Origin of the sequence: Kocuria turfanensis (genome assembly GCF_001580365.1) — a bacterium.
GTDB lineage: Bacteria > Actinomycetota > Actinomycetes > Actinomycetales > Micrococcaceae > Kocuria > Kocuria turfanensis.
Window position 1 is genome coordinate 29,996 of sequence record NZ_CP014482.1, and the last position, 26,063, is coordinate 56,058.

Sequence of the window (26,063 nt, forward strand, 5' to 3'; positions counted from 1 at the left end):
GCTGGAGCGACCGTAACAGTCCGCGCGCACGACGAAATGGGGGCCCGGTGACCACCGCGCCCCGGTTTCTCGAGGCGACACTGTGAGAGCCTGGGTCCGTTCGCATCCCCTCCCCCATGGAGTTCCCGTGAGTGCTGCCAGCACGCCCAATGCTGTGCTGGGCGAGGTCCCGGTCGTGGGCTCCTTCGCCGTGGCTGCCCAGCTGCGGAAGACCACCGCCGGCACCACCGCCCGGGTAATCGTGGCCCTACCCGAGGACGTGAAAATCACCCCTGCCGCCCTGGTGCCAGCACTGCTGAGCCTGGGCCAGCAGGTCCTGCTCGACTACCGACTCAGCGGCCACGAGCTGCCCGAGGTGGAGGTCACCGCCGTGGAACGGGTCGAGACCGCCCCGACAACAGTCACGGCAACCGGGTTCGCCCTCGGGGTCATCAACGATTTGGCGGCCAGGCGCTCGGCCATCGCCGTGGACTCGGACCTGCTGCTGGGCAACGACGGCGGTGTCCTGCTGATCGCCGCCACCCTTCTCGCCGGCGCCGAACACCTCCTGGAAGCCGGAGACCACTCCACCGACCGGCCCGCCCCGACCCGGAGTCGGTCCCACCACCGCCGCTGATCTATGGCAACACCTGGTACCGCCACCTGGAGGACCCCGGGCCTGCCAGCCGCGCTCTGCCCCGGAGCGCCCATCACGAGGCGGCCGTGGATGCTGTCCCTCTCCCCACTGGTGCGGTGCGGTCTCCGTCGAAGAACCGCTGAGCCAGCCTTGAAACACAGAGCCTGTCACCGGCATGGTCTACGCAAGACTGAAGTGACTCCTCATCAGACGGACATATCCGGCTCTACATGAAACCGACCTCACCACTCTCAAGCGCGTCAATGAGGTCGGGCTCGCGGAGGTCGACCGATTGCGCGCTGAAGAGTGGCCCAGACACGCGGCTCTGAAGGTCGGATAGGAGGCAGGACTTCTGGGCTGCGATAAATGGCGCCTTCGTCCATGCGCAGCGTTGGTTCAGCTGGCGTTTCGGCAGACTCAGGGTCAGGGACTGCACCGGTGTCCGCAGGAATCGATGCAGAGTGCCCCCATTCGGCGCTTTCCGACTGGTCAGATGGCAAAGCGCCGGGCTGCTCCTGCCTGGACATTCTTGAAGCTACAGGTGGTGTGATGGTCTCGGCACCCTCCACCGCCCGAGCTAACCAACGACCTACCGTCTTGACGGAGGCTCGCATCAGCTCGGCGATCGCCTGCTTCGATTCCCCCGCCAGGTGCAGGGCTTGGGCCTTCAGCGCTTTCGCATCGGTCATTGCAGAGCGCACGGTGCGGCCAGTCGCCGCGTTGGCTGCCGCTGCCTCAGCCTTCGCCTCCGAGGTGGCTTTGCCCCCTACCCGGCCCTTCCGTGATAGGAACTGGTTTTTTTTGCCTCCATGGCTAGACGTACGCGGTCGGCCGTTGCCCTTGCGTGCCTGACGGCACGCGGAGGCAGACAGCGCCCGGACTTCCTTGTCTGGCAACGGGTGCTCGAGGTCTCGATTGAGCGTTCGGGCATACGCCAGCGCATCAGGTTCGTGTGGCTCGCGCTCCTCCCCGAGCCACCGGGTCCAGAGCCACCGCAGGGTCTTACGGAACAGAGAGCAGTTGCGCCCAGAGGTGTTGGCAATCGCCTGCTGCACTACTCGCGACTGCTTGGCTCTGTCCGGAGTGGGTTGCCATGCCGAGACGGCTGGTCCGTCGAGGATCTCGTCGTGAAACGGATCGACGTAGGACTTCATGTGGTCCATCAACTCCCCCAGATGCCACGGAGTGGCCCTGTTCCCCCAGTAGACCTTCCCCACCGGGTTGCGGGCAGATGGATTCTGAACCAGGAATCGGGTGAAGTTCTCGTCGCCGTAGACCAACCGAGTTAGGGAACGTAATACCGAGTCGGCGTACTGCTTCGGGCCGGGACGGTGACCACGACCGACGAAGACCGGGTCGATCGCCCAGCCTGCCTGAGCATGACCAGACTCGGGCTTGTGGATGATCCAGGTGGCCGGTGGCACGGCGGGATGCATCAGCAGCATGAGCGCGTCGCAACGGTCCACGTCGACCACCAGAAAGTTGATGTTGTCGGCCGGGTTGATCTGGACATAGGGGAACTCGACCACGGACTGACCGTTGTTCGGCAAAGCCTGGTGCTTGGTGTACCCGGCCCTGAAATAGGTCAGGCGGTGGTGCGTGATCCATCTGCTGGCCGGGCTCGTCTCCTGCCTCGGAGGCAAGATTCCTAGCAGATCAAGGACTTCGTCTGGGCATGGGGGTATGGCGTCAGGGGCCCAGGGTGCTAATCTGGACGTAACGCACCCCCGGTGTGATAGGGCAAGAAATCACTCCGGTGCTATATGCGAAGCAGACCAACAGGTTTGGCGACTCAGGTGGTCGGCTTCGAGAATTGTTTTGAGAGGGACCCGTCTGGGAAGGCGGGTCCTTTCTCATGCAGTCATGGGATCAGGCGATACGTCGTTCCTCCAGATTGATCGTCTGCTGCTCGGGCTTCGTTGACGACATGGCCGTACGGTCCAACCAGTCGGTAATAATTTCGACTGCCAGGTCATTGGCGGTAGTGCCACGGGACTCCACGATGTCCCAAAACTGGTTGTACCGGTCAATGGGAAGGTTCGCAGATACCTTCTGTCGCTCGCCCTTGGACGGGCGGCCGCCACGGGGACTGCGCGTACGAGGCATAGTCGTCATGGTTGGAAGTATGTCAGTCGAACGACATCGTTTCCAGAAACACGCTGCATGAGTTTCCAAATTTCCCAGTCAACGTTGGCGTGTCCCAGGTGGTGGCAGGTTAGCTCTTCGAGTCAGCCGGTGGCCGCGGATCTGGCCGGCGAGAATTCGGAGATGGGCCGACTGCGTCATCGACCTGGACATCGCCGAGAACGGCCGCCGGGTGGTGATCGAGCTCAACGGGCTCCTCAACGCCGGGCTCTACGCCTCCGACCCGGTGCTCGTTGTCCAGGCCCTGGTCGCCCGGCCCGGGGCAGTACGTGCGCTGGATGTGTGGTCACACACGTGGGTGGCATGAGTACTCAGCAAATGACCCCTCCCCCACTACCGTCACACCCTGCCCACCGCCGCCGACGTCCACCGCTGGTGCGAAGACGTCGTGCTGATGGGTGAGTCGTCCGCCATCGAGCGCGACGTCGACCTCCACCCGTCCACCTTCGAGAACTACTTCATCCAGCTCGACGCCCACCGCACCTTCGTCGAGGTCTGCGGCATCATCGCTGACACCGAGCTCACCAGTTCGCTGGTGGCCGCCCGGCGCGACCTGGTGCTACACGCCACCGAGCTGCACTATGACTGGGACGAGCTATACGAGGTCGGCCAGCATCTCGCAAAGGCCAAGATGCCACTGGCGATCCAGCACTTCCCAAGTGATTCCTGACCGTCCACCACGACGACCGACGGCCCGCCGTCTCCATAGGGGACAGGCCGTCGGCCTGCGTGGGAGCATTGTTGTGTTCTACTTGTTGTACCTGTTCCACATGTTGAACTTATGCACCCAGTCAACCATGCGCCGGTCAGCGGGCGTGCTTGAGTTTGCCCTTCAGCGGCGGGAACTGGGTGACGTTCGCCCGGATCAGGGCCTGGCCGATCGCTACGGCTACCGCCTCGCGGACGAACGCCGACTTGTTTACCTGCCAGCCCTCCATCTCGGCTCGGTCAAGCTCGGCCATCAGCTGGTGGTGGAGGTCGTAGGGCAGCACGACGTTGTAGGAGATCTTCCTTCCGCCGTCATCCGGCGGCGGAGCGGACTGCAGCGCCGTCTCCCGCTCCTCCGGGCTCAGGGCCAGGTGCTGATGCACCGCCCGCTGCAACCAGCGGACGAAGGACGTCGGCCCGCCGCCGGGGATCCGGTGCTTGTCGGAGGAATACGCCCGCTTAGCGTGGTCCAGGGAGGTGCGTGAGAACGAGACTCCGATCGGGACGGTGGTGGCCCGCGGGCCCGCCAAGGGATGCGAGTACCGCTCGAGGCCCCTGACAGCCTCGGAGTCTGCGACGGCGAGCCCGCTCGGATGGATAGCGGGTGCTGACATGGCACTCCCCTCCCCCATCGGCTCCGCGGTCGGCACCACATTTTCGGTCTTCTCTCGAGTAGCAAGCTCCGGTCGCCTGGTCTCTCCGGCCGGCACCTGAGCTGGGACCTCGTCCTCGAGCGCCGGCTGCTCGGCGTGCTGCTGCGCGTCGTCGAGGGTCTGCCCGTTGGACCGCGGCTTCAAGATCTCGGCCACCGGCCACTCCCCCACCACCTCATCGGAGCCTTCCCCCACCGGCTCGGCGGTCACTGCCGGCACCAGAGTCCCCTCCCCCACCGGCAAGGTGACGGGTCCGGGCGTCGGCGCGGTCTCGTTCGCCAGCGTCTCGGCAGCCTGCTCGAAGACCGTGATGTCGGCCGACTCGTCGGAGCCGGCGGTGCTGCTGCGCTGGTTGGCTCTGGCATCCAAAAGCTGCTCGTCACGCAGGTGCTGCTGCTCCAGGGCTTCGTCGCGCACCTGGTTGCGGGTCTTCTTGCCCACCAGCTTGTTCACGCGCTTGGTCGGCATCGTCACGCCTCCCCAATCAGGGAGCCGAACACCCTTGCGTAGTCCTTAGCCGGATTCGACTTGGGATCGTACTGGCCCACCGGCATGGCCGAGCGTGTCGCATCACGAGCTGCGATGCCCTCACGGATCGGATCAGTGACCTTCGTGGACTCCCCGTACTCCTCGCGCAGCGTCAGCACGAGCTCACGGTCCAGCAGACGGCGGCCGTCGTAGCGCGTGGGGATGATCGCGCCGATCTTCAGCCCCCTGTTGATCCGCGGCGCCAGCCGCTTCTCGATCACCGACTCGAAGTAGTCGACCTGCGTGTACGCCTCCACGTCGCACACCACAGGGGCGATGAGGTACTCCGCCGCTGCCATTCCGGTAATGCTGAGGTCGCTCATGGCCGGCGGGGTGTCAATCACGACGTCGTCGTAGCGATCGGCCACGTCTGGCAGGAGGTCCCGTAGCGAGGTGATGAGGTCGTCAACACTGTTCACATCGACCAGAGACAGGTCGTGCTGGCCGACCAGCACCTCGACGCCCTCGATGTCAGGCGCCTCGGTCGCAGCCTCTTCGATGGTCATCCTGGCGGTCAGCACATCTGCGGCTGTGCCGTTGAACTCCGTGGCATCGGTGAAGCCCAGGCGCTGCGTCAGCGTGCCCTGCATGTCCAGGTCGACGGCTAGGACTCGCCGGCCTCGCTGGGCCAGTGTCCAGATCAGTTCGGCCGCGGTGGTGGTCTTGGTCGTTCCGCCCTTGGGGAAGGCGACGGTGTAGATCATCGTGGATGTCCCTCTCGGCCGGGTGTACGGCCGGTGACTTGGGGAAGGCTGTCGTCCATCACCCTAACCGGTTACACGCTTCAACAGGTCAAACACGTTCAACGTAGTGAACACAACAATATTTATCCCTTGCTCGGTGCCAGCCGCAGCCAGCGACGAGCGGAGCGTGGGGCGTACCTGGATCAGAAACGCTTGTCACGTTATGCAGGTTCAGCATGTGGAACCGGCGCTATCGGGCTAGCACCTGATGGCACCCCGGCATGGAGCGTGGGTTGGACCGACTCACGTGGTCGAGCGGGTGAGACTCGTTGAACTTGGCACTACATGCAGACTCTGCACCATGCGTTATGCAATGACGCGGCCGACGCCGCCCGGTCCACTTCGACACCTATCAGCAATAGAAGTCTCTGCAAGACCTATGGGTAGAACAAGGCAAGCATGGGCAACACAACAAGGGACCCTGTGGCGCCAACACACGCCAGGGGATCCATTGGGCGGTTAAACTTATCGAACATGTGAAACAAGTAGAACGAGATAAACATGCACGACGCAACAATAAGCTGGCTATGCCGGTGAGCCTTGACGGGTCATGGCGTCGTTGCTTCTTACATCGAACTTGTGCCACATGTGCAACATGACAAGACCGCACAACACAACAAGAGTCCGTCGCCAGCCGCTATCGAGTTCGAGTTTCATCGATCAGACAGCTGACGCAATGCAACAGCGGCACTTGTTGGACATGGTGAACCGGTTAGACCCAACAACGTAATGCGGTACGGCTGTCAATCTCGGTCAAGGCCCTAGAATCCGGCCAGGTCGCCGGCAAGGCGCTCTGCCTCAGCGGCACCCTAGGTTTCCATAAAGCGGGGCCCGGTCTCGTCGTTGAACATCTTGACGGCAAACTGGTCCGCACCGAGGGACTCGACGGCGACTCGCAGTTGACCGTCCCGGGAGGCGTAATGGACGCGGCCCGGGCTGGCGCAGTCGAACATGCCCTCGTCGTCGTACTCAGGGCGTGGCCGAGGTACTCGTCGCGATCCAGGAGGGCTTCGACCTCCTCGAACGTCTCCTTGGCGCTGGTCGCGGTGGTCAGGTCTGACAGCATCTTGGCGAGAGAGTGCTGGATCGACTCCGACACGTGTTAGTTCTCCGATTTTGATCGACTGATCGCCCGTCGTCAGGGAATGTCCGCGGTCGGCTGCGGCGGTGGGGGAGGGGCAAACCGTCGCCATGGCCGTCATGTGTGCGGTTGACCGTGTCGGGATGCAATGGCCTGAGGTTGTCCAACGTCGACGGGTGGCTACAGGCGACACGCTGGGATCTAGCGGTTACGTCCGTTTTGGACACTACTGACGTTTCCGACTGGATGGCGGTATGCCACAGCCTATAGCCACATGGGACTGCCCCGACTTTGGTTGGCTCTGACCTGCCCCACGGTTGGGACTGTCGCAGCGACAGGTGGCAGGTTGACCTAGCAGTGCACCAGTCCCCTTCTCTCAATCCAAGGGATGTGAGACGTCTCGTCGGAAAAATTTGCACCCGCATGTTTCCGCGGTTCGGCCTGTCTCGCATCTATGTGCTTTATCCGTGGGCCTAGAATCAGATACTCAACGTTAGTTACGAGACAGATGGAGTGGACATGGGGAAGCTGATCGGTATGCCCGGGTATCGACACGGCAGCAGGACGCAGACCGTCAAGTGTCCGACCTGTTGGGTGCCGGCGTGCGGCGCGATGACCTCTATGTTGATCATGGAGTATCTGGAAGGCGTGCGTCCCGTCCGCAGTTCGACAAAGCCGTGGCTGCGCTCGAGCCGTGCGACACGCTGGTGATCACCACGTTGGACCGTCTGGGGCGTTCGACGCAGAACATGCTGGTCTTCGCCGAGGCCTTGCGGGGGAGAGATGCCGGGTTGCGGGTGCTGAATCTCGGTGGGGGAGACGTGGACACGGCCACCCCGATGGGTTCGATGGTCTTCATCGTCATGGCCGCGCTGGCGCAGATGGAGCTGGAGATCAAGCGGGAGCGGATCACCGACTCGGTGGCCAAGCGCTGGACCGCCGGCAAGGACCTCGGTGGGCGGCGTCAGACCTTCACCGACTCCCAGATCCGCAACGCCCTCCGGTTGATCGACGGTGGGGAGCCGGCCACCCAGATCGCACGGGATCTCGGCATGTCGAGGGCTACCCTCTACCGGCGGATCCGGGAGTTGCCGCAAGCATCGACCATTTGAATCGTCCCTCTGCGATTGACGTTGTGATGCTCGCGACGCACTTGAGCGGGCTTTTCGCCGGCCGGGGCGCCATCAATCAGGTATGACAGCCCCGCCTGGTTGATGGCGCCCTGCACGGGCGGATCCCGGTCCGCTCGAGGTGCGTCTTGTGCGGTGTCCTGGCCGACGTGGACGAGCTGGTTCTACTGCTTGGCGGGGTGGGCCGGTTCCTCGCCGGGAGCGGATTCGACGTGGTCGGGGGCCGCGGCTACGTCCTTGACCGCGTGCCCGCCGAACTGGTTGCGCATCGCCGCGATCATCCTCATCGCGGGGGACTCGTCCTGGCGGGAGGTGAACCGGGCGAACAGGGCGTTGGTGATGTTGGGCACCGGGACCGCGAGGTCCAGGGCCGCCTCGACGGTCCACCGGCCCTCGCCCGAGTCCTCGGCGTACCCCCGGAGCTGCTCGAGGTGCTCGTCCTCGTTGAGGGCGTTGACCGCCAGGTCGAGCAGCCATGACTTGATCACCGAGCCTTCGCGCCAGGAGTTGAAGGTTTCTCGCACCGAGCGGACATGGCCGGCTGCTTCGAGCAGTTCCCAGCCCTCGGCGTAGGCCTGCATGATCGCGTACTCGATGCCGTTGTGGACCATCTTGGCGAAGTGGCCCGCACCGTGGTCCCCGGCGTGGACGAAGCCGAAATCACTCGCGGGTTTGAGGGAGTCGAAGATCGGCTGCGCCTTGGCGACCGTGGCCTCCTCGCCGCCGACCATGAGCGCGTAGCCCTGGGTGATGCCCCACACGCCCCCAGAGACGCCGCAGTCGAGGTACTCGATGCCTCTGGTGGCGAGTTTCTCAGCCCGTGGGGCGTCGTGGATCCACCGGGAGTTGCCGCCGTCGATGATGACGTCGCCCTCGCCCAGCAGCTCGGCGAGTTCGTCGATCACCACGTCGACGACCGTGTCCGGCACCATGACCCACACGATCTGGGGCCCATGGTCGATCCGCTCCACCATCGCGGCCAAGCTCTCGGCGTCGGAGAGCTCGGCGTCGGTGTCGTAGCCGATCACGGTGTGGCCCGCCTCGCGCAGCCGTTCGCGCATGTTGCCACCCATCTTGCCCAGCCCTACCAGTCCCATCTGCATGGCGCGCTCCATCCTCGGTCATCCGCCGTGGGGACGGGCATCCTCCAGCTCCGTCTCACCGCGGAGGGGCGCCGCACAGGAGTGGTCCTCTTCCGCGGGGTGCAGCCGTTCGGGAGCCTTCCCGCCCCGGGTGCTCATCACGGTCTCACGATGGAATCTCTGCCACCACCCCAGGGGTGAAACGCATGGTGCGATACTCGTGGCTTCCACGGATCCGTCCGTCCGCGCAATGGTTCTCCGGGCTGACCGTTGTGGCCCTGGACGGTGCTGGACGTGGTGGTTGGCCACCACGGTGTTGCGGTGGTCCGGCACGGACTGCAGGACTCGGGTCACTTACCCCGGCTACCCCGCCGTTTGACGTTGCCTAATAGGGGAAGGTTCAGAATGGCGGGCGTGCCTCGGGTGCGTTCTGCGTTGCCCGGTGAAGGGCCATGAGGGCCTGTGGTGCAGACGACCAGCATGGAAAGAGCACAGTGACATGAGCGGATACCAGCTGGACGCAGTCGTGTTCGAAAAGAACTCAATCAATGGTGACGGTGCGGTCCGGGATGAGGGATCCATGATCGCGCGAGAGGCCTGGTTGACCGTTCTGGCCCTGGTGGCTGGAGGCACGCCTTCGCTGCTGGTGGTCGCGGCTTCGATGAAATTGGCCCCCATGCCGTTGCTGTTCTGGGCTGTGGCGGTGCCGGGCATGCTGGTCCTGCTCGGGATCCTGGTCTATGCGCGGTGGTCGGGGCTCGATCGGCTGTACAACCGGCTGTGGGTCGGGGTAGTCGGCGGGGTGGTGCTCACGATGGCCTTGGACGTCGTGCGCGTGGCCGGGGTGCACCTGGGGTACCTGCCGGACTCGGTGACCATGTTCGGCAACATGATCGCCGGGGCGGCTCCGATGTCAGACCCCAGCCCGCTGAGCTACTTCTTGGGGGCTGCCTATCACTTCTTCAACGGCATCTCCTTCGCCGTGATCTATTCGGTCTTGTTCGGCCGCACCCGGTGGTGGGGTCCAGTGCTGTTCTCCGTTGTGTTCGTGGAGAGCGCGATGATGCTCCTGCCGCCGATGGCTTTGAAGTTCGGCCCGTTCGGTCTCGATGCGTTCGGAACTCTCTGGAACGGGTACTTCCTCGACACACTGCTGGCCCACGCCGCCATGGGCGTAGCCCTGGGGGCTGTCATCCAGACCTCCGCCCGGTACCGCGGCATCCTGCTGAGGCCATTGGGGTGTCGTTGACGGTTCCTCGCTGGTGGGACGCGCGGAGCTGGGGGACCGACGGTACCCGTTCGCCCAGGGGCGGATTCAAGTCGATCAGGGTCGGGGTGGCGCGGCGAGGCCGGCGCCAACCGACCTGGATTTGACGTTCCCCTATGAGGGAAGGTCGACACTAGGTTCGGCAACGCCATCAGAGGCGTTCCCCTCTTGGGCGGACTGTCGAATCCTGCCGCTGTCCAAGGGGCCGCTCGTAGTACATGTCAGGCAGGAGCGGGGGAACCACCAGTGGGCTTCGCAGGAAGCTCTTGGGGCTAAGCCGCTTGGGGGCCGTTCCGCGGTTCTTCGAGCGTCCGGATGATCCCATCCGAGTCCGACAGCTAACTTCGCAGGCATTGGGAGAGGTACATCTTGTCCAGGAATCACCGTTCAGCGCGTCATCGTGTGACCCCGGCGCGCCTGCGTCCGATGAAGGCCGTTTCACGTGCCGTGACCTCGGAGGCCGGAAACATCGGCCGGTCAGCAGCTGTGGCCTTCGCCGCCACGGGTCTGCTTTTGGGTGGGGGCCTGCCGGCCAACGCGACGGAGGCAGCCGGGTCCTATGAGGCGGCGAGCTCGGTTCCCGCCGGCGGCCTTGTTGCCGCCGCGACCTCGGTCTCCGAGGGGTCGCCGACCACGCACGAGGTCGTGCCCGGTGACACGCTGGGGGCCATCTCGAGCGCTTACGGGGTGGAGCTGGAATCAGTGTTCGCCCTGAACGGGATGGGGTGGGAGACCACCATCTACCCCGGCGACGTCATCGCACTGACCGGTCGAGCAACCCTCTCCGAGGGAGCTCCGGTCACGCACGAGGTCGTGCCCGGAGACACGCTGGGGGCGATCTCGAGCGCTTACGGGGTGGAGCTGGAGTCGGTGTTCGCCCTGAACGGGATGGGGTGGGAGACCACCATCTATCCCGGCGACGTCATCGCGCTGACCTCTGACGGGGCGGTAGGCGGGCCTGTCGGCGCCCCGGCACTTGTGGCGGCCCCGGCCCCCGTCGCTGCCCCGGCTCCTGTGGCTGCGCCGGCACCTGCTCCCGCCCCGGCACCGGTCTCTGTTCCTGCACCGGTTAGGGCGATGTCGGTGGCGCCGGCATCGGCGTCCGAACCGGCGGTGGTCCCGGTGTCGGCGCCGGTGGGTCGGCTCAGTGCGCCCGTGGCCAACATGGTGACGAACTCGCCTTTCGGGTACCGGGTCAACCCGTTGACCGGTGGGGCTGCGGAGCTGCACACGGGCGTCGATTTCGCGGCAGGGTGCGACACCCCGGTGCTCAGTTCGGCGGCCGGGACGGTCACCGAAGCGGGGTTCAGCGCCTATGGGGGCGGTAACCGCATCGTCATCGATCACGGAAACGGCCTGCAGACCACCTACAACCACCTTCAGAGCCTCGGGGTGCAGGCGGGTCAAGCCGTGGGGGCCGGTGCTCTCATCGGGATCGCCGGGGCCACCGGCAACGCCTCCGGCTGCCACCTCCACTTCGAGGTCGTCGTCAACGGCCAGACCGTCGACCCCGCCGGCTGGCTGTAACCACACGGTCTCTGAGCGCCCGGTCATGCGCCCGGGCGCTCAGACACCATCTGTCTTTAGGGCAAGCACCTCTAGGTGTCTCTGCATCCTCGGGGTGTGGTCGGTGCCGCACCCGATCCCTCTCACACCCGGGGATCGCATGTCGGCCATCCGGTGATGTGGCAAGCCGGGGTGCTGCTGGTTTGTTCGTGGATATAGAGACGCACCCGCCGGCTCCCGGAGGGCGCGGTGAATGTGGTTCCCGTCATGAGTGGTGACAGGCGGTTACTCAGGGATGGGGCTCGACAGGGTGAGCCCCATGCCTGCAGAAGGTTCCTGGTGTGGGCTTGGGCGCGGATCGTGGTCGCCGGGGTCACAGGTAGCTGCAGATTTGTTGGGCGTCGCATTGGTCGGGGTCGCCTTCGGCGGCTCTTCTGTAGTTCTCGGCCACGGATTCCCGGAGGGCGGTGAGCTCAGCGATCTGTCGGTCCAGGCCGGCCAGTTGCTGGGCCAGTTGCTCGGTCACATGGGTGCAGGGCACCTGCCCGGCGTCGCGGACCCGGAGGATGTCACGGATCTCGGCCAGAGGAAGCCCGGCAACCTTGCCGCGGTGAATGAACTCCAGCCTGTCGAGGAGCTCCTTCGGGTAGTCGCGGTAGCCGTTGGCGGCACGCTGGGCCGGTGGGAGCAGTCCCTGTTTCTCGTAGAACCTGAGCGCCTTGGTCGTCATGCCGACGGCTGCGGCCGCCTCGCCGATACGCATAGTTCCTCCCGGTCCTGAAATGATCCCTGCACCTTCCACAATAGTGGAAGGTGCCTGTGTGCGGCGGCTTCCACTGCGATTCATCGGGAACGGCTCAGTGCCTGCGGGGCGGGGCGGGTCCGGCGGCGGTCAGGGCTCGGTGTGGGAGCGGTCGTTCTCGACGGCCTGCCAGGCCTTGCGGGCGGCGATCAGGACCGGGTCCCACAGTGGGGAGAACGGCGGTGCGTAGGACAGGTCGATGTTGAGCAGCTCCTCCACGGGGGTCTCGTGCCACAGGGCGACGGAGAGGACGTCGATGCGCTTGGCCGCACCCTCCTCGCCGACGATCTGGGCTCCGAGCAGCCGTCCGGTGCCGCGTTCGGCGATGAGCTTGGTGCGGATGGGCTTGGCGCCGGGGTAGTAGCCGGCCCGCGTGGTGGAGTCGACCACCGCGGTGACGGGGTCAAAGCCGGCGGCGTGCGCCTCCGCGACGCCAAGCCCGGTGCGTCCTACTTCGACGTGGCAGATCTTGGTCACGGCCGTGCCGAGCACCCCGGGGAAGGTGGCGTAGCCGCCGCCGATGTTGATCCCGGCGGTGCGGCCCTCCTTGTTGGCGTGGGTGCCCAGTGGCAGCCGGACGTGGCGGCGGGAGACGCGGTGGAACTTCTCCACGCAGTCCCCTCCCGCCCAGACACCCTCGACCCCGGTGCGCAGCCGCTGGTCCACCGCGATCGCGCCCGTCGCGCCCAGGGGGATCCCGGCCTGTGCGGCGAGGGTCGTGTTCGGTGCCACCCCCAGACCCAGGATCACCAGATCGGTCGGGATGGTGGCCTGGTCGGTCACCACCGCGGTGACCTGTCCGCCATCGGTCTCAAACCCGGTGACCGTCTCCTCCATCCGGACCTCCATCCCGTACCCCTCCATCGCTGAGGTGATGAGGGCGCCCATGTCCGGGTCCAGTGCGGGCAGCGGGGCCGGGGGACGCCCGATGACGGTGATCTGCACCCCCAGGCGCACAGAGCTTCGGCCAGCTCCAGGCCGATGTAGCCGGCCCCGACGACCACCGCCCGCGCCGGCCGCTCCTGCTCCAGCACCGCCCGCAGGGCGAGGCCCTCGTCGAGGGTCTGCATCCCGTGGATGCCGCGGGCGTCGATCCCGGGCAGGGGCGGGCGGAACGGGACGGCTCCCGTGGCAAGCATGAGCTGGTCGAAGCCCTCCCAGGTCTCCCGGCCGGTGACCTGTTCCCGTACCAGCACGGCCCGGCGGTGAAGGTCGATCTCCAGGGCCTCGTGGCCGGTGCGGGCGTCGATGTTGTTGTGGTTGTCGCGGAACTGCTGCGGGGTGCGGGCGATCAGCTCCGAGGCCTCGGCCACGTCCTTGCCGATGAAATACGGGATCCCGCACGCGGAGTAGGAGGTGTAGTTGCCGCGCTCAAAGGCGACGATCTCGAGTTCGTCGCGCCCCTGCTGGCGGCGTGCGGCCGAGGCCGCGCTCATCTCGGCGGCGTCCCAGCCGATGACGACCAGCCGCTGTGTCACCGCTGCTCCTCGTGGGCGGCGCTCCAGTCGGGGCCGGGGGAGCCGGCCGGGTACTCCTCCAGAGGTACCCGGCCGGCCTGCCAGGCATCGCGGATCTGGTCGATGAGCGCCCAGGCGTGCTCTACGGCGTCGGAGCGCACGGACAGTGTGGGGTCGCGGTCGAGGATGCTCTGGAGCACTTCGCCGTAGGGATTCAGACGGCCCTCCCCGAAGTCAGTCGCCAGTTCCGCGCGGTCGATGGTGAGGGGATCGCCGGGGCCGTTGATGTTGAGTCCCAGGGCGATGGTGGGGGAGCCCAGGCCGATGCGCAGCACCGTGGGGTCCTCGGCCCCGCGCAACCCGTCCGGCACCCGCGGGGTCTGGCGGAAGGTCACGACGATCTCCTGACGGGGGTCGCCGATGGCCTTGCCGGAGCGCAGAGTGAACGGCACCCCGGCCCACCGCCACGTGTCCGCCTCGACGGTGACCTCGGCCAGCGTCTCCGTCCCCAGCTCCGGGTCCACGCCCTCCTCGTCCACGTAGTCGGGCAGGTCCTGCCCACCGACCGTGCCGGCCGTGTAGCGGGCGCGTCGGCTGGCTCGGGCGGGGTCTCCGGCCCACAGTCGCACGGAGCGCACAGCCTGGGATTTCGCGGCCTGCAGCTCGGTAGCCTCCACGGTGGCGGGCGGCTCCATGGTGACCAGCGCCATGGCCTGCAGCAGGTGGCTCTGGAGCATGTCGACCATCGCCCCGGTACCGTCGTAGTACCCGGCGCGGCCCTCCAGGCCCAGCTCCTCGTCGTAGACGACGTCGACGCGGGAGATGTGGTCCCGGTTCCACAGGGGCTCGAAGAGGCGGTTGGTGAAGCGCAGACCGAGCACGTTGAGCACGGTGGAGGTGCCGAGGAAGTGGTCGACCCGGAACACCTGCTCCTGCGGCACGAGCTCGGCGAGCATGGCGTTGAGCTCGGCCGCGTTCTGCCGATTGGTGCCGAAGGGCTTCTCCATCGCCAGCACGGTGCCCTCGGGCAGCTCGACCTCCTGCAAGGCGTCCACGGCTTTGGCCGTCACGGCCGGGGGCAGCGCGAAGTACAGGGCCGGGATCCCGGTGGCCGCGCCGAGGAGTTGCTCCAGGTCCTCGGGGGCGGACACATCGGCGCTGAGGTAGCGGGCGTCGGCCAGGGCGTGGTCCACGGCCGGTCCTGTCGCCCCGACGGTGTCGAAGGACCCCCGGACGGTGTCGGTCCACTGCTCATCGTCCCGGTCCTGCCGTCCGGAGCCGATGAGGCGGATCCGCCGGTCGGGTTGTTCCGTGAGCAGCCGGCCCAGGCCGGGCAGCAGCAGCCGGGAGGCGAGGTCGCCGGTGCCGCCGAGAATGATCAGGGTCGAGACGGTGTCGTCCATGGTTGTGCCTCACGTCGGTGCCCGGGGTGATGACCGGGCGGTTTCAGGATCAGTGGAAGCCTCAGCCGGTCCGTGGCGCGGGTGCCGGGGCCGGAGATGCGGGTGCTTGTCCTTTGGCGGATGTTCCGGCCAGGCGCATCCCGGCGTTGATGAGGCCGATGTGGGTGAAAGCCTGGGGGGTGTTGCCTAGCTGGGTGCCGGTGGTGGGGTCGATCTCCTCGGCGAACGAGCCCAGGTCCCCGGCCAGGGCAACCAGGGTCTCGAACAGTTCGTTGGCTTCGCGGGTGTTCCCGGCCAGGGCGAGGGCTTCGATGAGCCAGAAACTGGCGATGGTGAAGGCCCCTTCGGTGCCGACCAACCCGTCCTCGACGCTGTCGGGCCCGTCGAGGCGGTAGCGGTAGAGCAGCCCGGGGTGGACGGTGGGCTGGGGGGTGAGCTGGGCGCGGACGGTTTCGATGGTCTTGGTCATGATCGGGTGGTCGCCGTTGATGAATCCGATGATGGGTAGCATCAGCAGGCTCGCGTCCATGGAGGGATCGTCGTAGGCGCGGGTGAAGTGCCCGTCGGTGACTCCGGAGTCGAAGATCTCCTGGCGGCACTTATCTGCTGCTTCCCGCCAGCGGGGTAGGTCGCCGTCCAGTCCGTAGGTTTCCACCAGCTGGCAGCCGCGGTCCAGGGCCGTCCAGGCCAGGGCCTTGGAGTGGACGAAGTGGCGTGGGTGGTTGCGGACCTCCCAGATCCCGCTGTCGGGCTCCTGCCAGTGCTCGGCGGCGAAATCCACGAGCTGGCGGAAGTGCGGCCATTCGGTGCGCATCACGTCATCGCCGAACACCTCGCAGATGCTCAGGCAGTCGACCAGCTCACCGTAGCTGTCCAGCTGCAACTGGGCCTCGGCGTCGTTGCCGACCCGCACCGGGGTGCTGCCGCGGTAGCCGGTCACCTCCGTCAGGGAGGACTCGGGGATCTCGGTGGCCCCGTCCACCCGGTAGAGCACCCGCAGCGGCAGCCCCGCCCCGGCGGTGGCAGTGCACAACCAGCGGGCGTAGGCGTTGGCCTCGGGGTAGCACTGGAGCTGGTAGAGGGCGTTGAGGGTGAAGCTGGCATCGCGCAACCAGGTGTAGCGGTAGTCCCAGTTGCGTTCCCCGCCGATCTGCTCGGGCAAGGACGTGGTGGCCGCGGCCGTCACAGCCCCGCTGGGGGCGTAGATCAGCTGCTTGAGCGTGATCGCGCTGCGTAGCACCGCCTCCCGGGCCGGGCCCTCATAGACCAGGTTCTGGGACCATTGCCGCCACGCTTCATCGATGGCCTCCAGTGCCGCGGCCACCTCCTCCGGTTCCGCGGTGCAGGGGCCCGCCCCGGCCCCGATCATCAGGCGCCCGGCCCACCGCTCCCCGGCGTGCAGCACCGCCTGCCCGCCGGCGCTGCCCCCGTCTCGGTCCTCCAGCTGTAGGCCGGAGACGGCGAACTGCACCGGTTCAGCCTCGGAGGCGAGGGTCGCCAGCCCGTCACTGACTGTCAGATCGAAGGCCGTGGTCCCGAACCCGGGCCGGGGTTCCAGGACCGCTTCGACATCCACCGACCCGTTGACGCTCTCGAGCACCCACAGGATTTCCTGGCCGTGCTGCGGGGGCGGCCAGGTCATGGCCATCCTCATCCGCGCCAAGACCGTGGAGGCCCCACCCCACTCCAGGACCATCACCGCGCTGCCGGGCTGGTACCACCGCCGGGTCACCGGCAACGCGGCACCGGAAGGGGCGACCGCACCGAACCGCAGCCGGCCCCCACGCCGGCGGTCCAGCACCGGGAACACCAGGGCGGGGGCGTCGAAGCGCAACGGGCAGAAGAACTCCACGGCCGCGTCCGGGCCGACGAGGGCGGCCGAGAGCCCGTCACCGAGCGGGGCCAGGGCACCGATGTCCGGGAAGCCCCCGCGCACACCCGCATCCTGTCCGGTCGGTTCCGGGGTGGACGGGTCTTCAGGTGCTTCCGGGACGTTCACGGTGATCCTTACCTGGACGGGGCGGGGCATGGAACTCGGATCGGTGGCGTTAGACCTCCAGCTGCTCCAGGGCGGCCTGGTAGGCCTCGTGGTAGGTGGGGAACTGGGCGACCTGGTCCAACAGGGTCTCCAGCGGCAGCTGGGTCCGGATGGCCAGGGAGGCCTGGTGGATCCACTCCCCGGCCTGCGGGCCGACCGCCCACGCCCCGATCAGCACCTCCCGGTCGGCGTCGGCCAGCAGCCCCAGATGCCCGCGCGGGTCCTGCTCGTAGGTCCACGGGCGGGCGATGGCCTGGGCCAGATCCAGCTCGGTGGCGGTGGTGCGGATCCCGCGCTGCTCCGCCTGCTGCTGCGTGAGCCCGGCGGCGGCGATCTCCGGGTCGGCGAACACCACCCGCGGGATCCCCTCATAGGTCGCGGCGTGGGCCCGGCCCAGGATCGCGTCAGCGGCGATCCGCCCCTGGTACTTCGCCACGTGGGTAAACGGCATCACCCCGGTGACGTCGCCGATCGCCCACAGGTTGTCGGCGGCCCGGGCATGCTCGTCGATGAGCACCTCGCCGTGCTCGCCCAGTCGTGCCCCAGCCGTCTCGAAGCCCAGGTTTTGGGTGCGGGGGGCGCGGCCGGTGCCGAAAATCACCACGTCGGCGGCCACCTCGGTCCCGTCCTCGAGGGTGATGACGCTGTCCGCACCGTTCCGGTGGGCCTTGGCGGCGGAGGCGCCCAGGCGGATGTCGACCCCGGTCTCAGCCAGGTAGTCGTGGACGAGCTCCCCCACCCGGGGGTCCTCCCGGCCCAGCAGGCGGTCCCCGCGGTGGATGAGGGTGACCTGCACGCCGAAGCGGGCCAGGAACGTGGCGGTCTCCACCCCGACGGCGCTGCCGCCGACGATGACGGCGCGTGCGGGCAGGTCGTCGGTGGTGTAGGTCTCCCGATTGGTCCAGGCCGTGATCTCCTCGATCCCTTCGATCGGGGGGATCACGGCCTCGGAACCGGTGGCGATGATGATGTGCTCGGCGGTGATCTCCCGGTCCCCGGCCTGGATCCGGCCCGGGCCGGTGAGGCGGGCCTCGCCTCGGATCACGGTCGCGCCCTGGGCGGTGTAGCCCTCGGCCTGGGCGGAGTCGTCGAGGTCACGGATCATGTAGTCGCGGTATTCCCGGGTGGAGGCCCAGTCCACCTCGGCCCCGGAGACTCCGGCGGCCTTGTGGACCTCGGTGCGGGCCTCGGCCGGGCGCAGCACCGTCTTGGAGGGGATGCACGCCCAGTAGGCGCACTCCCCACCGATCAGCTCCCGCTCAAAGACCACGACCTTTTTCCCGGCATTGAGCAGGCGGCTGGCCGCGACCTCGCCACCGGGTCCCATGCCGAGGACGGCCACGTCGAAATGTTCGCTCATGATGTTTCTCCTTCAGATGCGTGGATCTTTCGGTTCTACTCGTCGAACTCGTCGTGCGGCCCCAGCCCGTGTCGGGGCAGGGCATGCGGTGTCAGCAGCAGCCGCAGTTTGCCCCGTTGCCGGAGGTGCCGGTGGGGGCTTGGGCGAGCATCTGCTCGGCCATGGTGGTGGCCAGCTGGTAGGCCTGGGCCACGGGGATCGCAGTGGCCCCGGGGTGGTTCTCCAGCCAGGGGGCGGCGGTCTCGGTGGAGGCGAAGAAGTGGACCTGGTGGCAGAACGCGGAGCGGATGGAGCTGAGGTCCTCCGGATTGACCAGGGAGACCACGGCGGTGGCCGGCTCCACGCTGGTGACCCCGGAGGCCTCGACGCGCAGCCGTACCGGTGCCCCGGTGGCGTGGTCGGCCGATTCGATCCGTGCCGCCGCACCCAACAGGGTGGGGAAGATCAGGGTGTCCAGGGCACACCAGGTGTAGAGCTGCTCCCCGCCGATCTCGAAGCGGTGCGGGGTCGCCCGCTGGGTCAGGCCCAGGCCGATGATCCGCCCGGAGCCGTCGTACTCGGTGTCGGGCACCGCTTCCAGGGCGCCACGGACCTCCTCGGCCGGGCGGCCCACCGCGGCCGCCAGGTCCTGGGGGTCCACCGGGTCGCCCTGGGCCAGCAGCCGCAGCAGCGGCAACCACAGCCACGGCTGCATCCCGGTTTCGGCGGTGCTCAACCGCTCGGTGACCTCGTGGGGGTCGTGATCGGTCATGGTCGTTCCTTCCGGCGGACTGGTGCGTTTGAAATGGTCCGGGCCTCAGGCGGCGCAGCAGGACAGTTTCGAGACATCGGTGCGGAAGGACTGGGCGGCGATTTTCAGGCCCTCGGCCATCGTCAGATACGGGCACCACAGGGTCGCCACCTGGTCCACCGTCATCCCCGCGGACAGGACGTAGACCCCGGCCGCGGCCAGGTCCCCGGCCTCCTTGGCCACCGCGGTGATCCCCACGATCCGCCCGGTGTCGGCGTCGGCGACGATCTTCACGAACCCCCGGGTGTCACGGTTCACCAGCGCCCTCGGCACGTATTCCAGGGGCAGCACCCGGCACTCGCACCGGATGCCCGCCTCCCGGGCCTGCTTATCCGTCATGCCCACCGCCCCCACCGCCGGGGAGGTGAAGGTGACCCGGGGAAGGTGGGTGTAGTCGACCCGTTGCCCGGTGTCGTGGAAGGCGTTCTCCACCGCGGTGACCCCGTGGGCGGAGGCCACGTAGACGAACTCCGGGTGCCCCGTGACATCCCCGGCCGCCCAGATCCGCGGGTGCGAACTCGCCAGGGTGTCCTCCACGAGGATCTCCCCCCGCTCCCCCGTAGCCACCCCGACCGTGCCCAGGCCCAGGCCCTCGGTGACCGCCCGGCGCCCGGTGGCCACCAGCAACCGGTCCGCGGTGTACTCCTGGCGCCCGGCCCGGGTGGTGGCGGCCACCACGACGCTACCGGTGGCCGGATCGGTGGCCACGGACTCGACCGCGGCCCGGCGCACCACCTGGATGCCCTCATCGGCGAAGACCCCTGTAAGGGTCTTCGAGACCTCCGGCTCCTCCCCGGACAGCAACCGGGAGCGGGCCAGCACCGTGACCTGCGAGCCCAGCCGGGCGAAGAGCTGAGCCTGCTCCAAGGCCACATAGCCGCCGCCGAGCACGATCATCGACTCCGGGACCTCCGGCAGCTCCATCGCCGTCGTGGAGGTGAGATAGTCGACGCCCTCCAGACCATCGATCGGGGGAGTCCACGGGCGTGAGCCCGTCGCCACGAGATAGTGGCGGGCCCGGACCGTCTGCACAGCCCCGTCCGCGTTCGTGATCTCCAGCACCGGGTCCTGGGCCGTGCCGGTGAAAGTGGCCTCCCCGCGGCGCAGGTCCCACCCGTAGTCGGCGATCAAATCCACGTACTTCTCCGAACGCATCCCTTCCACCAGAGCGTCCTTGCCCGCCATCAGCCCGGGCATGTCCACCGGCCCGGCGGAGGTGCTGATCCCCGGGAACCGGCCGGACGCGTCCAGGGCCACGTGCCGGGCGTCGGCTGCGGCCAGCAACGCCTTGGACGGCACGCACCCGGTGTTCACGCAGGTGCCCCCGACGGTGCCCCGCTCGACCATGACCACCTGCTGGCCCAGGCTGGTCGCCCGGATCGCGGCGGCGAACGCCCCACCACCGGAACCGACGATGGCCAGATCGAACTCAGGAACTGCAGTCTCGGGCACAGGGACCTCCACGAATCGTCGGGGAAGAACTTCCGACAGAAGCCTTCCTAACTGGTGTGCTGTCCCCACTGTGCACCTTGCCCATCGGGGGAAGGTCAAGGGACGGGCCCGAATCCGGGACGGGCAGGCAGTCGATCGGTCAGGCGCGGCGGAGGACCTCCACGGCGGGGAACCCCAGGTCGCGCACTACCTCTACGGCGTCGGTGAGGCGGTCCTCCATGTCCGGGTCGAGGATCACCGTGGCGGTCTGCGCCTGCGGGTCAACGGTGGCCGAGACGATCGCCGGCCAGCTGACCAGCTCGTCGTGGATCGCGTCCTCGGCGGTCACAGCACAGCACCCACCGCCGAGCACCGGTGATTCCCGCAATCCGGGCACGGACAGCACCACCGCATCGGCTGGCAGATTCTTCTCAATTGGCTGATCCGGCATGGCAACCTCCAGATGATCTTCGACAGGACAGTTATCCAACACGGCCGCGGACAAGGAACGTGCCCAGCCGGAACCGGCCGCGCAACGCCGGGGCAGTCAACGGTCGAGGTAAGGGTGGCGAACAGGGCTCCAGGTCAGGAGAGCGCTCCGTCCAGGAATGCCCGCAGCGCCTCGGCCTTCATAGGCGTGCCATCGGCGCGGTCCAGGACCTCACCGTCCGGGGCCACGACCACGGTGGAGTCCAATGACGTGATGCCGTAGCGCTTGGTGAGCTGCCCGGTCTCATCCACGACGTAAGGGTGCTCGGGGGCCCCAGCCGCGGTACGGAACCGGTCCACCTCGATCTTGGTGTTCTCCGGGGTCACATCCACGGCCACGAACCAGACCCGATCGGCATACTGTTCCTCCAGCTCGTCCATCGCAGTCGCCTGCGGGATGCAGGTGGCGCACCAGCTGGCCATGAAGTAGAGCACGGTCGGGCGGTCGGAGGGCACCGTCACCTCCTCGCCGTCGACGGAGGTGATCTCCACCGGCCCGCCCCCGGCCACAGTAGAGGCCGGATTTCCCCGGTTCAGGGCGATGACCGCCAGGACCGCCACCAGCACGGCGGCCAGGCACAGGGCGGCAAGGGTGTAGACGCGGCGGCTGCGGGTCATCGGTTTCCTCGCTGGTCTTCACGGTTACTGGAGGGCTCCAGGGCCTGCGGGCCCGGCGCACAGCACGAGGCCGGGTCGTCGTCGTGGTCCTCGGTGTTCTCGGCGACCTGCGCGGTGCGGCCGGTCCGGGCAGCAGGACGGCGGCGCCGGGACAGGACGGCGGCGAGGAGCACAGCGAGGACGGCAACGGCAGTCAGTGCAGGCCAGGTGCGGGCCACGAGCTCGGTGACAGCGACACTGGATGCGCTGATCGGTGTGGCCACAAAGCCCAGCAGCGATCCGGCCGCCCCGCCGGACAGGGCCGGGAGCCAGTAGAGCACCAGGTACACACCGGCTAGTATCAGCGCGACCGCGCTGAGGCGGTGCACCAGCGGCAGCAGCCGTTGCAGGCGCCGGGCCAGGGAGTGGCGGGCCAGCGCCGCCCCGACCGACAGCAGCATCAGCACCACCGAGGACCCCGCGGCGTAGGCCACGAAAACAGCCAGCAACCCGACCAGGCTGCCCGTGGCGGTGGCCTGGGCCACCACGACCAACAACAGCGCCAGACTGCACGAGAGCGCAGCCACCGCATAGGCGACCCCGTAACCGAAGACCCCTTTGAGACCGGAACCGGGCTTGTCCGGGGTGAGGAACCGGTTCAGGTTCAACCGGGACCCGGACAGCTGCCACCCGACCAGCATCCCCAGCCCAGCGAGCATCAGCACGCCCCCGATACCCACCGCAGCCCACGGCATGGCCGCAGCGATGGAACGCAACCCCACCGCCACCAACAAGCCCGCGGCGATGAACACCAGGGAGAACCCCGCGCTCAGCGCCGCCCCAGCTCGCACACCGGCCCACAACGGTCGGACGCCCCCCGCCCGGGAGTCAGCGCCGATGAAATACGCCAGATACGTCGGCAGCATCGCGAACCCGCACGGGTTGACCGTGGCCAGCATCCCCGCCAAGAACGCCAATCCCCACGAACTGCTCACTTGCCGGCCTCCGCGCCCGCCCCAGCCGGTGCCCGGTCCAGGGCCTCCTGTCCGTGCTCGCCGCGGGGGAGAGGATGCCGGTCGGGGGCGCAACAATCAGCCCCATCACCACCGGTACCTGCACGGCGGCGCCGGATGAACCAGACCACCAACCCCACGGCCAACAGGCCCGCACCGGCGGCCCACCAAACGTTGCCGGCCGCCAAGCCAACCCCGCCCACGCCGCTGAGGACTCCGGCGGCGATCAGCAGCGGCAACCCGCAGCACAGCACGTGCAAGATCACGAACCCACCCACAGCGAGGTGGATGAAACTGCTCTGACTCTTCGGTGTGGTGGACATGTCCGGCTTCCCTTCAGCGCGGCATCACCCTGCTTGTGTCACGGCGCCGCGAAGTTCCAACTGCTCTGGTGGAACCACTGTCCACCTTCCCCTATGGGGCAAGGTCAAGGCATGGATCCGGCAGCGCAAGTAGATCCGCCGGCCGCGGGTCGGCCCCTGCGTCGGCACCCGCCCCGAGGGGGGCAGGGCCGGCAGTCACCGGTGAGACCAGGAGGCCTACCGGCCGTCCTCCTCCAAGGTCCGAAGCCGTTCGTGGTACTCCTCGGTGCTGATCTCCCCGCGGGCAAAGCGTTCCTTGAGGATCTCCCGTCCCCGGCCGAATCCCGTGCCCGGCTCACGGCCGGCACCGGAGCGGCCCGCGTTCGGGGATCCGCCGGTGAAGGCCTTGATCAGCACGACCACGAGCGTGACCACCCCCACGAGCACCAGGAGGCCGAAAAGCCACATCAAGCCCATACCGCCCATACCGCCGCCGTTCATCATGATGACGTTCCTTTCTCTGGGAATGCGTAGCCAAGGCTAGTTCGAACCGGTGGTGACCCCCGGGAATACTGGACAGGGATCCTGATGGCCCCCGCTGTGCCGGGGCCATCAGCCGGTGAGGCCGGAGCGGAGACGGTCCAAATACTGGGTGCGGACGGTGTTGAGGGTCTCCAGGGCTTCGTGCAGAGTCACGCCGAGGAGCCCGCGTTCGTGGGTCTGGACGTAGACGCAGACGTAGGCGCTGAGCGTGACCATGCCGTCAGTGCCGGGCCTCCAGTCCTCGACCACACCGGACAGTGCTGACCCACCGGGCTAGATTTGCCGGCGGCCAGCCCACGACCGCGGCGGCCTCCACCTGAAACTCCCCGTAGAGGAGCGCCTCGTCATCGATGACTGCGGCGACCACCTGGGACAGTCCGCCAAGATCGACGTCGTCGGGGATGAGCCTTTGGCCTTCAGAGACGTTGGTGACAGTCAGTACCGCATCAGGATCACGAGGCAGAGCGATAGGGGACACGACGGAAACCGCCTTTCCGGGGCGCCAGCTTTCGTTATTGAGTGCCTCGAGCTCACGGCAACGCCATCGCCACAGCAACCGAGCGTTGTGACGCGGCCGGGCCCTTACGGCGTGCGGAGAGTGTAGATGAAGTCGCTCTACTTTACGTAAGGCCGGTTACCGGCTGACCGCCAGTCAGAGTCATGGAGATGGTGCTGGCCGTGGAGCCAACATCGACCATGTTCCGCACAGAATTTTTTGCAGTAGGAGTTAACTACCCGGGCTGGGGAAGAAGGAAGCTCCGGCGCCGGGTGCGCGCCATCGTTTCCAGGACATCGCGTTCGCCTCGTTGAACAGCAACAGTGTTCCGGTCACCATGTCGTTGAGCGTCGTGTAGTTGAGTGCGTGCACAAAGTGCGATGACTCGTTCACAGGATCGCGGCTCACCTCGGTCATTTGAGCAATGTGAAGATGGGACCACAGGCGCCCGTGTGCCTGCCCGCTTGTGAGCATCCAGAGACCTTTTGACGTCCTTAGATGTTCATTGTTTTCTTTAATCCACTCAAGAATGTCGGTCATGCTGACGCGCCTTTGGGTCGCCTTGATGTCTAGACCGGCGCGTTCGGCGAATTCGTCGAGGTGCCGGTTGTCATCCGGTAGGGAGCGGTGGCTATCCCTGGAGTCGGCACCTTGATCTTCGGGGAACAATTTTCTGAATTCGTTGATCGCTTTCCACCGAAGGTGCGTGTCCTCGCGCTGCCACACGAATGACCGGGTGAGGCGCTCGTCTGAGCTTTTCGGAGCAGCCAGCCAGTATGCGTTCGCCGCGCACTCGATGGCGGCTCGAACACATGCGTAAGGCCCCGCTACGCGGCCGCCAATCCGCAATCCTCCATCGGCTTCCTTGTCCGCCCGGAGCATGTCGCCAAGAGACTGAAGATTCTCTCCTGCCGCGATTAATTGGTGCATCACGGTGAGGTGGGTTGGGTACGCCTTGGAACGACGGTGGTCCGCGGCGAAGTCGGAGTGAGGATGGGGATTGCCCGCCGAATGTAACGCCCCGAGCTTGTGCGAGACGGCCCCCAGGTTCAAGCGAAGCTGTTCGATGGAACTCAATTCTGACTGTGAGACATCGAGACGTAGCGGGTATTCCGAGCGGTCCTTTGCCATACGTCGACAGTACGGCCTGTTTCCGACAACGAACGATGTGGCGGTCCTACTTGCGCCTATCTATATGTGGCGCGTTAGAGGCCAGTCACACCGCGGATCAGTTCCCCCGCTGTCCTTGTCGTCTGAAGCTGACAATCATCCACACGAGCGCAGTGATCCACAGTGCTGCGAGCACGTACTGGACGATCCCCCACGGCAGGTCGGGCGGCCAGGACACCACGAGGTCGACGAGCACCAGGACAGTGCCTAGGCACATTGCCACCAATAGACCGTGCACGAGCCGTCGGGTCGTCATGGACGTTCATCCCTCCCGTGACGACGTCGGCCGTGCTGCCACGCGTAGACCGTGAGTGAGACGGCGAGGAGGGTCACGGCCACGGTCAGGCCGGTCAGGATCCGCTCGAGACCGGACTCCGGTGGCCACGCCACCAGCTGCCCCAGCACCATGAGCCCGGCGCCAACAAGCATCGCGATCAAGAACCCGCGCAGCTGCCGGTTCCGATTCATCGCGGTGTCTCCATTCCGGGGTCGCGGCGGGGCCGGGCGTCCCAGGCCATCCGGGCCCCCAGGGCCACGATCCCGATGCCGGTAATGAGCCAGTCCCACTCCCCGAGGATGATCCGGATCCCGATCACCCAGGCGACGAGAATGATGACGTCCAGGGTCAGGAGCTTGGCTCGTCTGGACATGGCAGCCCTCCCGGATCGTCCTGGTGGTCTTCGCATCGTGCCACGGAGCACTCAGGCTCGTCT

25 protein-coding genes, 1 pseudogene and 1 riboswitch are annotated in these 26,063 nt (G+C 67.0%); of the genes and pseudogenes, 5 read left to right on the top strand and 21 right to left on the bottom strand.

The annotated features are described in order from the left end of the window. Positions 1-127 precede the first annotated feature (127 nt). Entirely contained in the window at positions 128-616 is a 489-nt protein-coding gene (locus tag AYX06_RS18005) for a hypothetical protein (protein WP_141246792.1), read from the top strand. Between the two features lie 260 nt (positions 617-876). Here the strand turns inward: AYX06_RS18005 and AYX06_RS19540 are convergent, their stop codons facing one another. After that, complete coding sequence (locus AYX06_RS19540) at positions 877-2,145, bottom strand: replication initiation protein (RefSeq protein WP_141246793.1); 1,269 nt, start codon at positions 2,143-2,145, stop codon at positions 877-879. Between the two features lie 1,004 nt (positions 2,146-3,149). On the opposite strand from AYX06_RS19540, the gene AYX06_RS18015 reads away from it, so the two are divergent. Then, entirely contained in the window at positions 3,150-3,431 is a 282-nt protein-coding gene (locus tag AYX06_RS18015) for a hypothetical protein (RefSeq protein ID WP_062737309.1), read from the top strand. 136 nt (positions 3,432-3,567) lie between these two features. On the opposite strand, the gene AYX06_RS18020 is transcribed toward AYX06_RS18015, so the two are convergent. Both AYX06_RS18020 and AYX06_RS18025 read right to left on the bottom strand, forming a co-directional pair. Beyond that, positions 3,568-4,590, bottom strand: a complete 1,023-nt coding sequence (locus AYX06_RS18020; protein ID WP_062737310.1) for a hypothetical protein — start codon at positions 4,588-4,590, stop codon at positions 3,568-3,570. A gap of 2 nt (positions 4,591-4,592) precedes the next feature. Next, entirely contained in the window at positions 4,593-5,354 is a 762-nt protein-coding gene (locus tag AYX06_RS18025; RefSeq protein WP_062737311.1) for a ParA family protein, read from the bottom strand. A gap of 1,698 nt (positions 5,355-7,052) precedes the next feature. On the opposite strand from AYX06_RS18025, the gene AYX06_RS18030 reads away from it, so the two are divergent. Further along, positions 7,053-7,586, top strand: a complete 534-nt coding sequence (locus AYX06_RS18030) for a recombinase family protein (protein WP_062737312.1) — start codon at positions 7,053-7,055, stop codon at positions 7,584-7,586. A 182-nt stretch (positions 7,587-7,768) separates the two neighbouring features. On the opposite strand, the gene gnd is transcribed toward AYX06_RS18030, so the two are convergent. Then, on the bottom strand, positions 7,769-8,707 hold the full coding sequence (gene gnd / locus AYX06_RS18035) for a phosphogluconate dehydrogenase (NAD(+)-dependent, decarboxylating) (protein ID WP_062737399.1): 939 nt from the start codon (positions 8,705-8,707) through the stop codon (positions 7,769-7,771). A 478-nt stretch (positions 8,708-9,185) separates the two neighbouring features. Between gnd and AYX06_RS18040 the strand changes: the two genes are divergently transcribed. Next, positions 9,186-9,935, top strand: a complete 750-nt coding sequence (locus tag AYX06_RS18040; RefSeq protein ID WP_062737313.1) for a hypothetical protein — start codon at positions 9,186-9,188, stop codon at positions 9,933-9,935. Positions 9,936-10,146: 211 nt separating this feature from the next. Continuing rightward, positions 10,147-10,320: riboswitch (cyclic di-AMP (ydaO/yuaA leader) on the top strand. Positions 10,321-10,379: 59 nt separating this feature from the next. Beyond that, a complete protein-coding gene (locus AYX06_RS19545) occupies positions 10,380-11,480 on the top strand; it encodes a LysM peptidoglycan-binding domain-containing M23 family metallopeptidase (protein WP_147017687.1) in 1,101 nt (366 codons plus the stop codon). Between the two features lie 352 nt (positions 11,481-11,832). Here AYX06_RS19545 and AYX06_RS18050 read toward each other — a convergent pair whose 3' ends face one another. The 17 genes and pseudogenes from AYX06_RS18050 to AYX06_RS18120 form a co-directional block, all read right to left on the bottom strand. Continuing rightward, entirely contained in the window at positions 11,833-12,222 is a 390-nt protein-coding gene (locus AYX06_RS18050) for a heavy metal-responsive transcriptional regulator (RefSeq protein WP_062737314.1), read from the bottom strand. A 129-nt stretch (positions 12,223-12,351) separates the two neighbouring features. Then, positions 12,352-13,739, bottom strand: a pseudogene (locus tag AYX06_RS18055) (FAD-dependent oxidoreductase). After that, complete coding sequence (locus AYX06_RS18060; protein ID WP_062737315.1) at positions 13,736-15,121, bottom strand: glucose-6-phosphate dehydrogenase; 1,386 nt, start codon at positions 15,119-15,121, stop codon at positions 13,736-13,738. The pseudogene AYX06_RS18055 and the gene AYX06_RS18060 overlap by 4 nt, the downstream one beginning before the upstream one ends. A 61-nt stretch (positions 15,122-15,182) precedes the next feature. Then, complete coding sequence (locus tag AYX06_RS18065) at positions 15,183-17,057, bottom strand: glycoside hydrolase family 15 protein (RefSeq protein ID WP_062737316.1); 1,875 nt, start codon at positions 17,055-17,057, stop codon at positions 15,183-15,185. Positions 17,058-17,169: 112 nt separating this feature from the next. Further along, on the bottom strand, positions 17,170-18,519 hold the full coding sequence (locus tag AYX06_RS18070) for a dihydrolipoyl dehydrogenase family protein (protein WP_062737317.1): 1,350 nt from the start codon (positions 18,517-18,519) through the stop codon (positions 17,170-17,172). 91 nt (positions 18,520-18,610) lie between these two features. Next, entirely contained in the window at positions 18,611-19,270 is a 660-nt protein-coding gene (gene merB, locus AYX06_RS18075) for an organomercurial lyase MerB (protein WP_062737318.1), read from the bottom strand. Positions 19,271-19,315: 45 nt separating this feature from the next. After that, on the bottom strand, positions 19,316-20,761 hold the full coding sequence (merA, locus tag AYX06_RS18080; RefSeq protein WP_062737319.1) for a mercury(II) reductase: 1,446 nt from the start codon (positions 20,759-20,761) through the stop codon (positions 19,316-19,318). Between the two features lie 139 nt (positions 20,762-20,900). Further along, positions 20,901-21,089, bottom strand: coding sequence for a cation transporter (locus AYX06_RS18085; protein ID WP_062737320.1), 189 nt, complete (start codon positions 21,087-21,089; stop codon positions 20,901-20,903). A 236-nt stretch (positions 21,090-21,325) separates the two neighbouring features. Next, a complete protein-coding gene (locus AYX06_RS18090) occupies positions 21,326-21,847 on the bottom strand; it encodes a TlpA family protein disulfide reductase (protein WP_062737321.1) in 522 nt (173 codons plus the stop codon). Further along, entirely contained in the window at positions 21,844-22,821 is a 978-nt protein-coding gene (locus AYX06_RS18095) for a cytochrome c biogenesis CcdA family protein (RefSeq protein WP_062737322.1), read from the bottom strand. The genes AYX06_RS18090 and AYX06_RS18095 overlap by 4 nt, the downstream gene beginning before the upstream one ends. Next, positions 22,818-23,162 carry a hypothetical protein gene (locus tag AYX06_RS18100; protein WP_062737323.1) on the bottom strand — a complete coding sequence of 115 codons (345 nt, stop codon included), beginning with the start codon at positions 23,160-23,162 and terminating at the stop codon, positions 22,818-22,820. Before AYX06_RS18100 ends, AYX06_RS18095 begins: the two co-directional genes overlap by 4 nt. A 216-nt stretch (positions 23,163-23,378) precedes the next feature. Continuing rightward, positions 23,379-23,645: an SHOCT domain-containing protein gene (locus AYX06_RS18105; protein WP_062737324.1), complete on the bottom strand. Its 267-nt coding sequence runs from the start codon at positions 23,643-23,645 to the stop codon at positions 23,379-23,381. A 108-nt stretch (positions 23,646-23,753) separates the two neighbouring features. Further along, positions 23,754-23,900 carry a hypothetical protein gene (locus AYX06_RS20005; RefSeq protein WP_157093484.1) on the bottom strand — a complete coding sequence of 49 codons (147 nt, stop codon included), beginning with the start codon at positions 23,898-23,900 and terminating at the stop codon, positions 23,754-23,756. A gap of 511 nt (positions 23,901-24,411) precedes the next feature. Continuing rightward, positions 24,412-25,311: a hypothetical protein gene (locus AYX06_RS20010; RefSeq protein WP_143709999.1), complete on the bottom strand. Its 900-nt coding sequence runs from the start codon at positions 25,309-25,311 to the stop codon at positions 24,412-24,414. 97 nt (positions 25,312-25,408) lie between these two features. Beyond that, positions 25,409-25,567, bottom strand: coding sequence for a hypothetical protein (locus AYX06_RS18110; RefSeq protein WP_157093485.1), 159 nt, complete (start codon positions 25,565-25,567; stop codon positions 25,409-25,411). 35 nt (positions 25,568-25,602) lie between these two features. Then, positions 25,603-25,818 carry a hypothetical protein gene (locus tag AYX06_RS18115; protein WP_062737326.1) on the bottom strand — a complete coding sequence of 72 codons (216 nt, stop codon included), beginning with the start codon at positions 25,816-25,818 and terminating at the stop codon, positions 25,603-25,605. Then, positions 25,815-26,000, bottom strand: a complete 186-nt coding sequence (locus AYX06_RS18120) for a hypothetical protein (protein ID WP_062737327.1) — start codon at positions 25,998-26,000, stop codon at positions 25,815-25,817. The genes AYX06_RS18115 and AYX06_RS18120 overlap by 4 nt, the downstream gene beginning before the upstream one ends. Positions 26,001-26,063: the final 63 nt, after the last annotated feature.

What these genes read in the sequence shown, in the direction of transcription:
- AYX06_RS18115 (WP_062737326.1), bottom strand. Translation starts at nt 25,818, where the DNA reads ATGAATCGGAACCGGCAGCTGCGCGGGTTCTTGATCGCGATGCTTGTT.
- AYX06_RS20010 (WP_143709999.1), bottom strand. Translation starts at nt 25,311, where the DNA reads ATGGCAAAGGACCGCTCGGAATACCCGCTACGTCTCGATGTCTCACAG.
- AYX06_RS20005 (WP_157093484.1), bottom strand. Translation starts at nt 23,900, where the DNA reads ATGGTCACGCTCAGCGCCTACGTCTGCGTCTACGTCCAGACCCACGAA.
- merB (WP_062737318.1), bottom strand. Translation starts at nt 19,270, where the DNA reads ATGACCGATCACGACCCCCACGAGGTCACCGAGCGGTTGAGCACCGCC.
- AYX06_RS18025 (WP_062737311.1), bottom strand. Translation starts at nt 5,354, where the DNA reads ATGATCTACACCGTCGCCTTCCCCAAGGGCGGAACGACCAAGACCACC.
- AYX06_RS18120 (WP_062737327.1), bottom strand. Translation starts at nt 26,000, where the DNA reads ATGTCCAGACGAGCCAAGCTCCTGACCCTGGACGTCATCATTCTCGTC.
- gnd (WP_062737399.1), bottom strand. Translation starts at nt 8,707, where the DNA reads ATGCAGATGGGACTGGTAGGGCTGGGCAAGATGGGTGGCAACATGCGC.
- AYX06_RS18040 (WP_062737313.1), top strand. Translation starts at nt 9,186, where the DNA reads ATGAGCGGATACCAGCTGGACGCAGTCGTGTTCGAAAAGAACTCAATC.
- AYX06_RS18050 (WP_062737314.1), bottom strand. Translation starts at nt 12,222, where the DNA reads ATGCGTATCGGCGAGGCGGCCGCAGCCGTCGGCATGACGACCAAGGCG.
- AYX06_RS18070 (WP_062737317.1), bottom strand. Translation starts at nt 18,519, where the DNA reads ATGAGCGAACATTTCGACGTGGCCGTCCTCGGCATGGGACCCGGTGGC.
- AYX06_RS18060 (WP_062737315.1), bottom strand. Translation starts at nt 15,121, where the DNA reads ATGGACGACACCGTCTCGACCCTGATCATTCTCGGCGGCACCGGCGAC.
- AYX06_RS18105 (WP_062737324.1), bottom strand. Translation starts at nt 23,645, where the DNA reads ATGATGAACGGCGGCGGTATGGGCGGTATGGGCTTGATGTGGCTTTTC.
- AYX06_RS18020 (WP_062737310.1), bottom strand. Translation starts at nt 4,590, where the DNA reads ATGCCGACCAAGCGCGTGAACAAGCTGGTGGGCAAGAAGACCCGCAAC.
- AYX06_RS18100 (WP_062737323.1), bottom strand. Translation starts at nt 23,162, where the DNA reads ATGTCCACCACACCGAAGAGTCAGAGCAGTTTCATCCACCTCGCTGTG.
- AYX06_RS19545 (WP_147017687.1), top strand. Translation starts at nt 10,380, where the DNA reads ATGAAGGCCGTTTCACGTGCCGTGACCTCGGAGGCCGGAAACATCGGC.
- AYX06_RS18090 (WP_062737321.1), bottom strand. Translation starts at nt 21,847, where the DNA reads ATGACCCGCAGCCGCCGCGTCTACACCCTTGCCGCCCTGTGCCTGGCC.
- AYX06_RS18110 (WP_157093485.1), bottom strand. Translation starts at nt 25,567, where the DNA reads ATGTGCCTAGGCACTGTCCTGGTGCTCGTCGACCTCGTGGTGTCCTGG.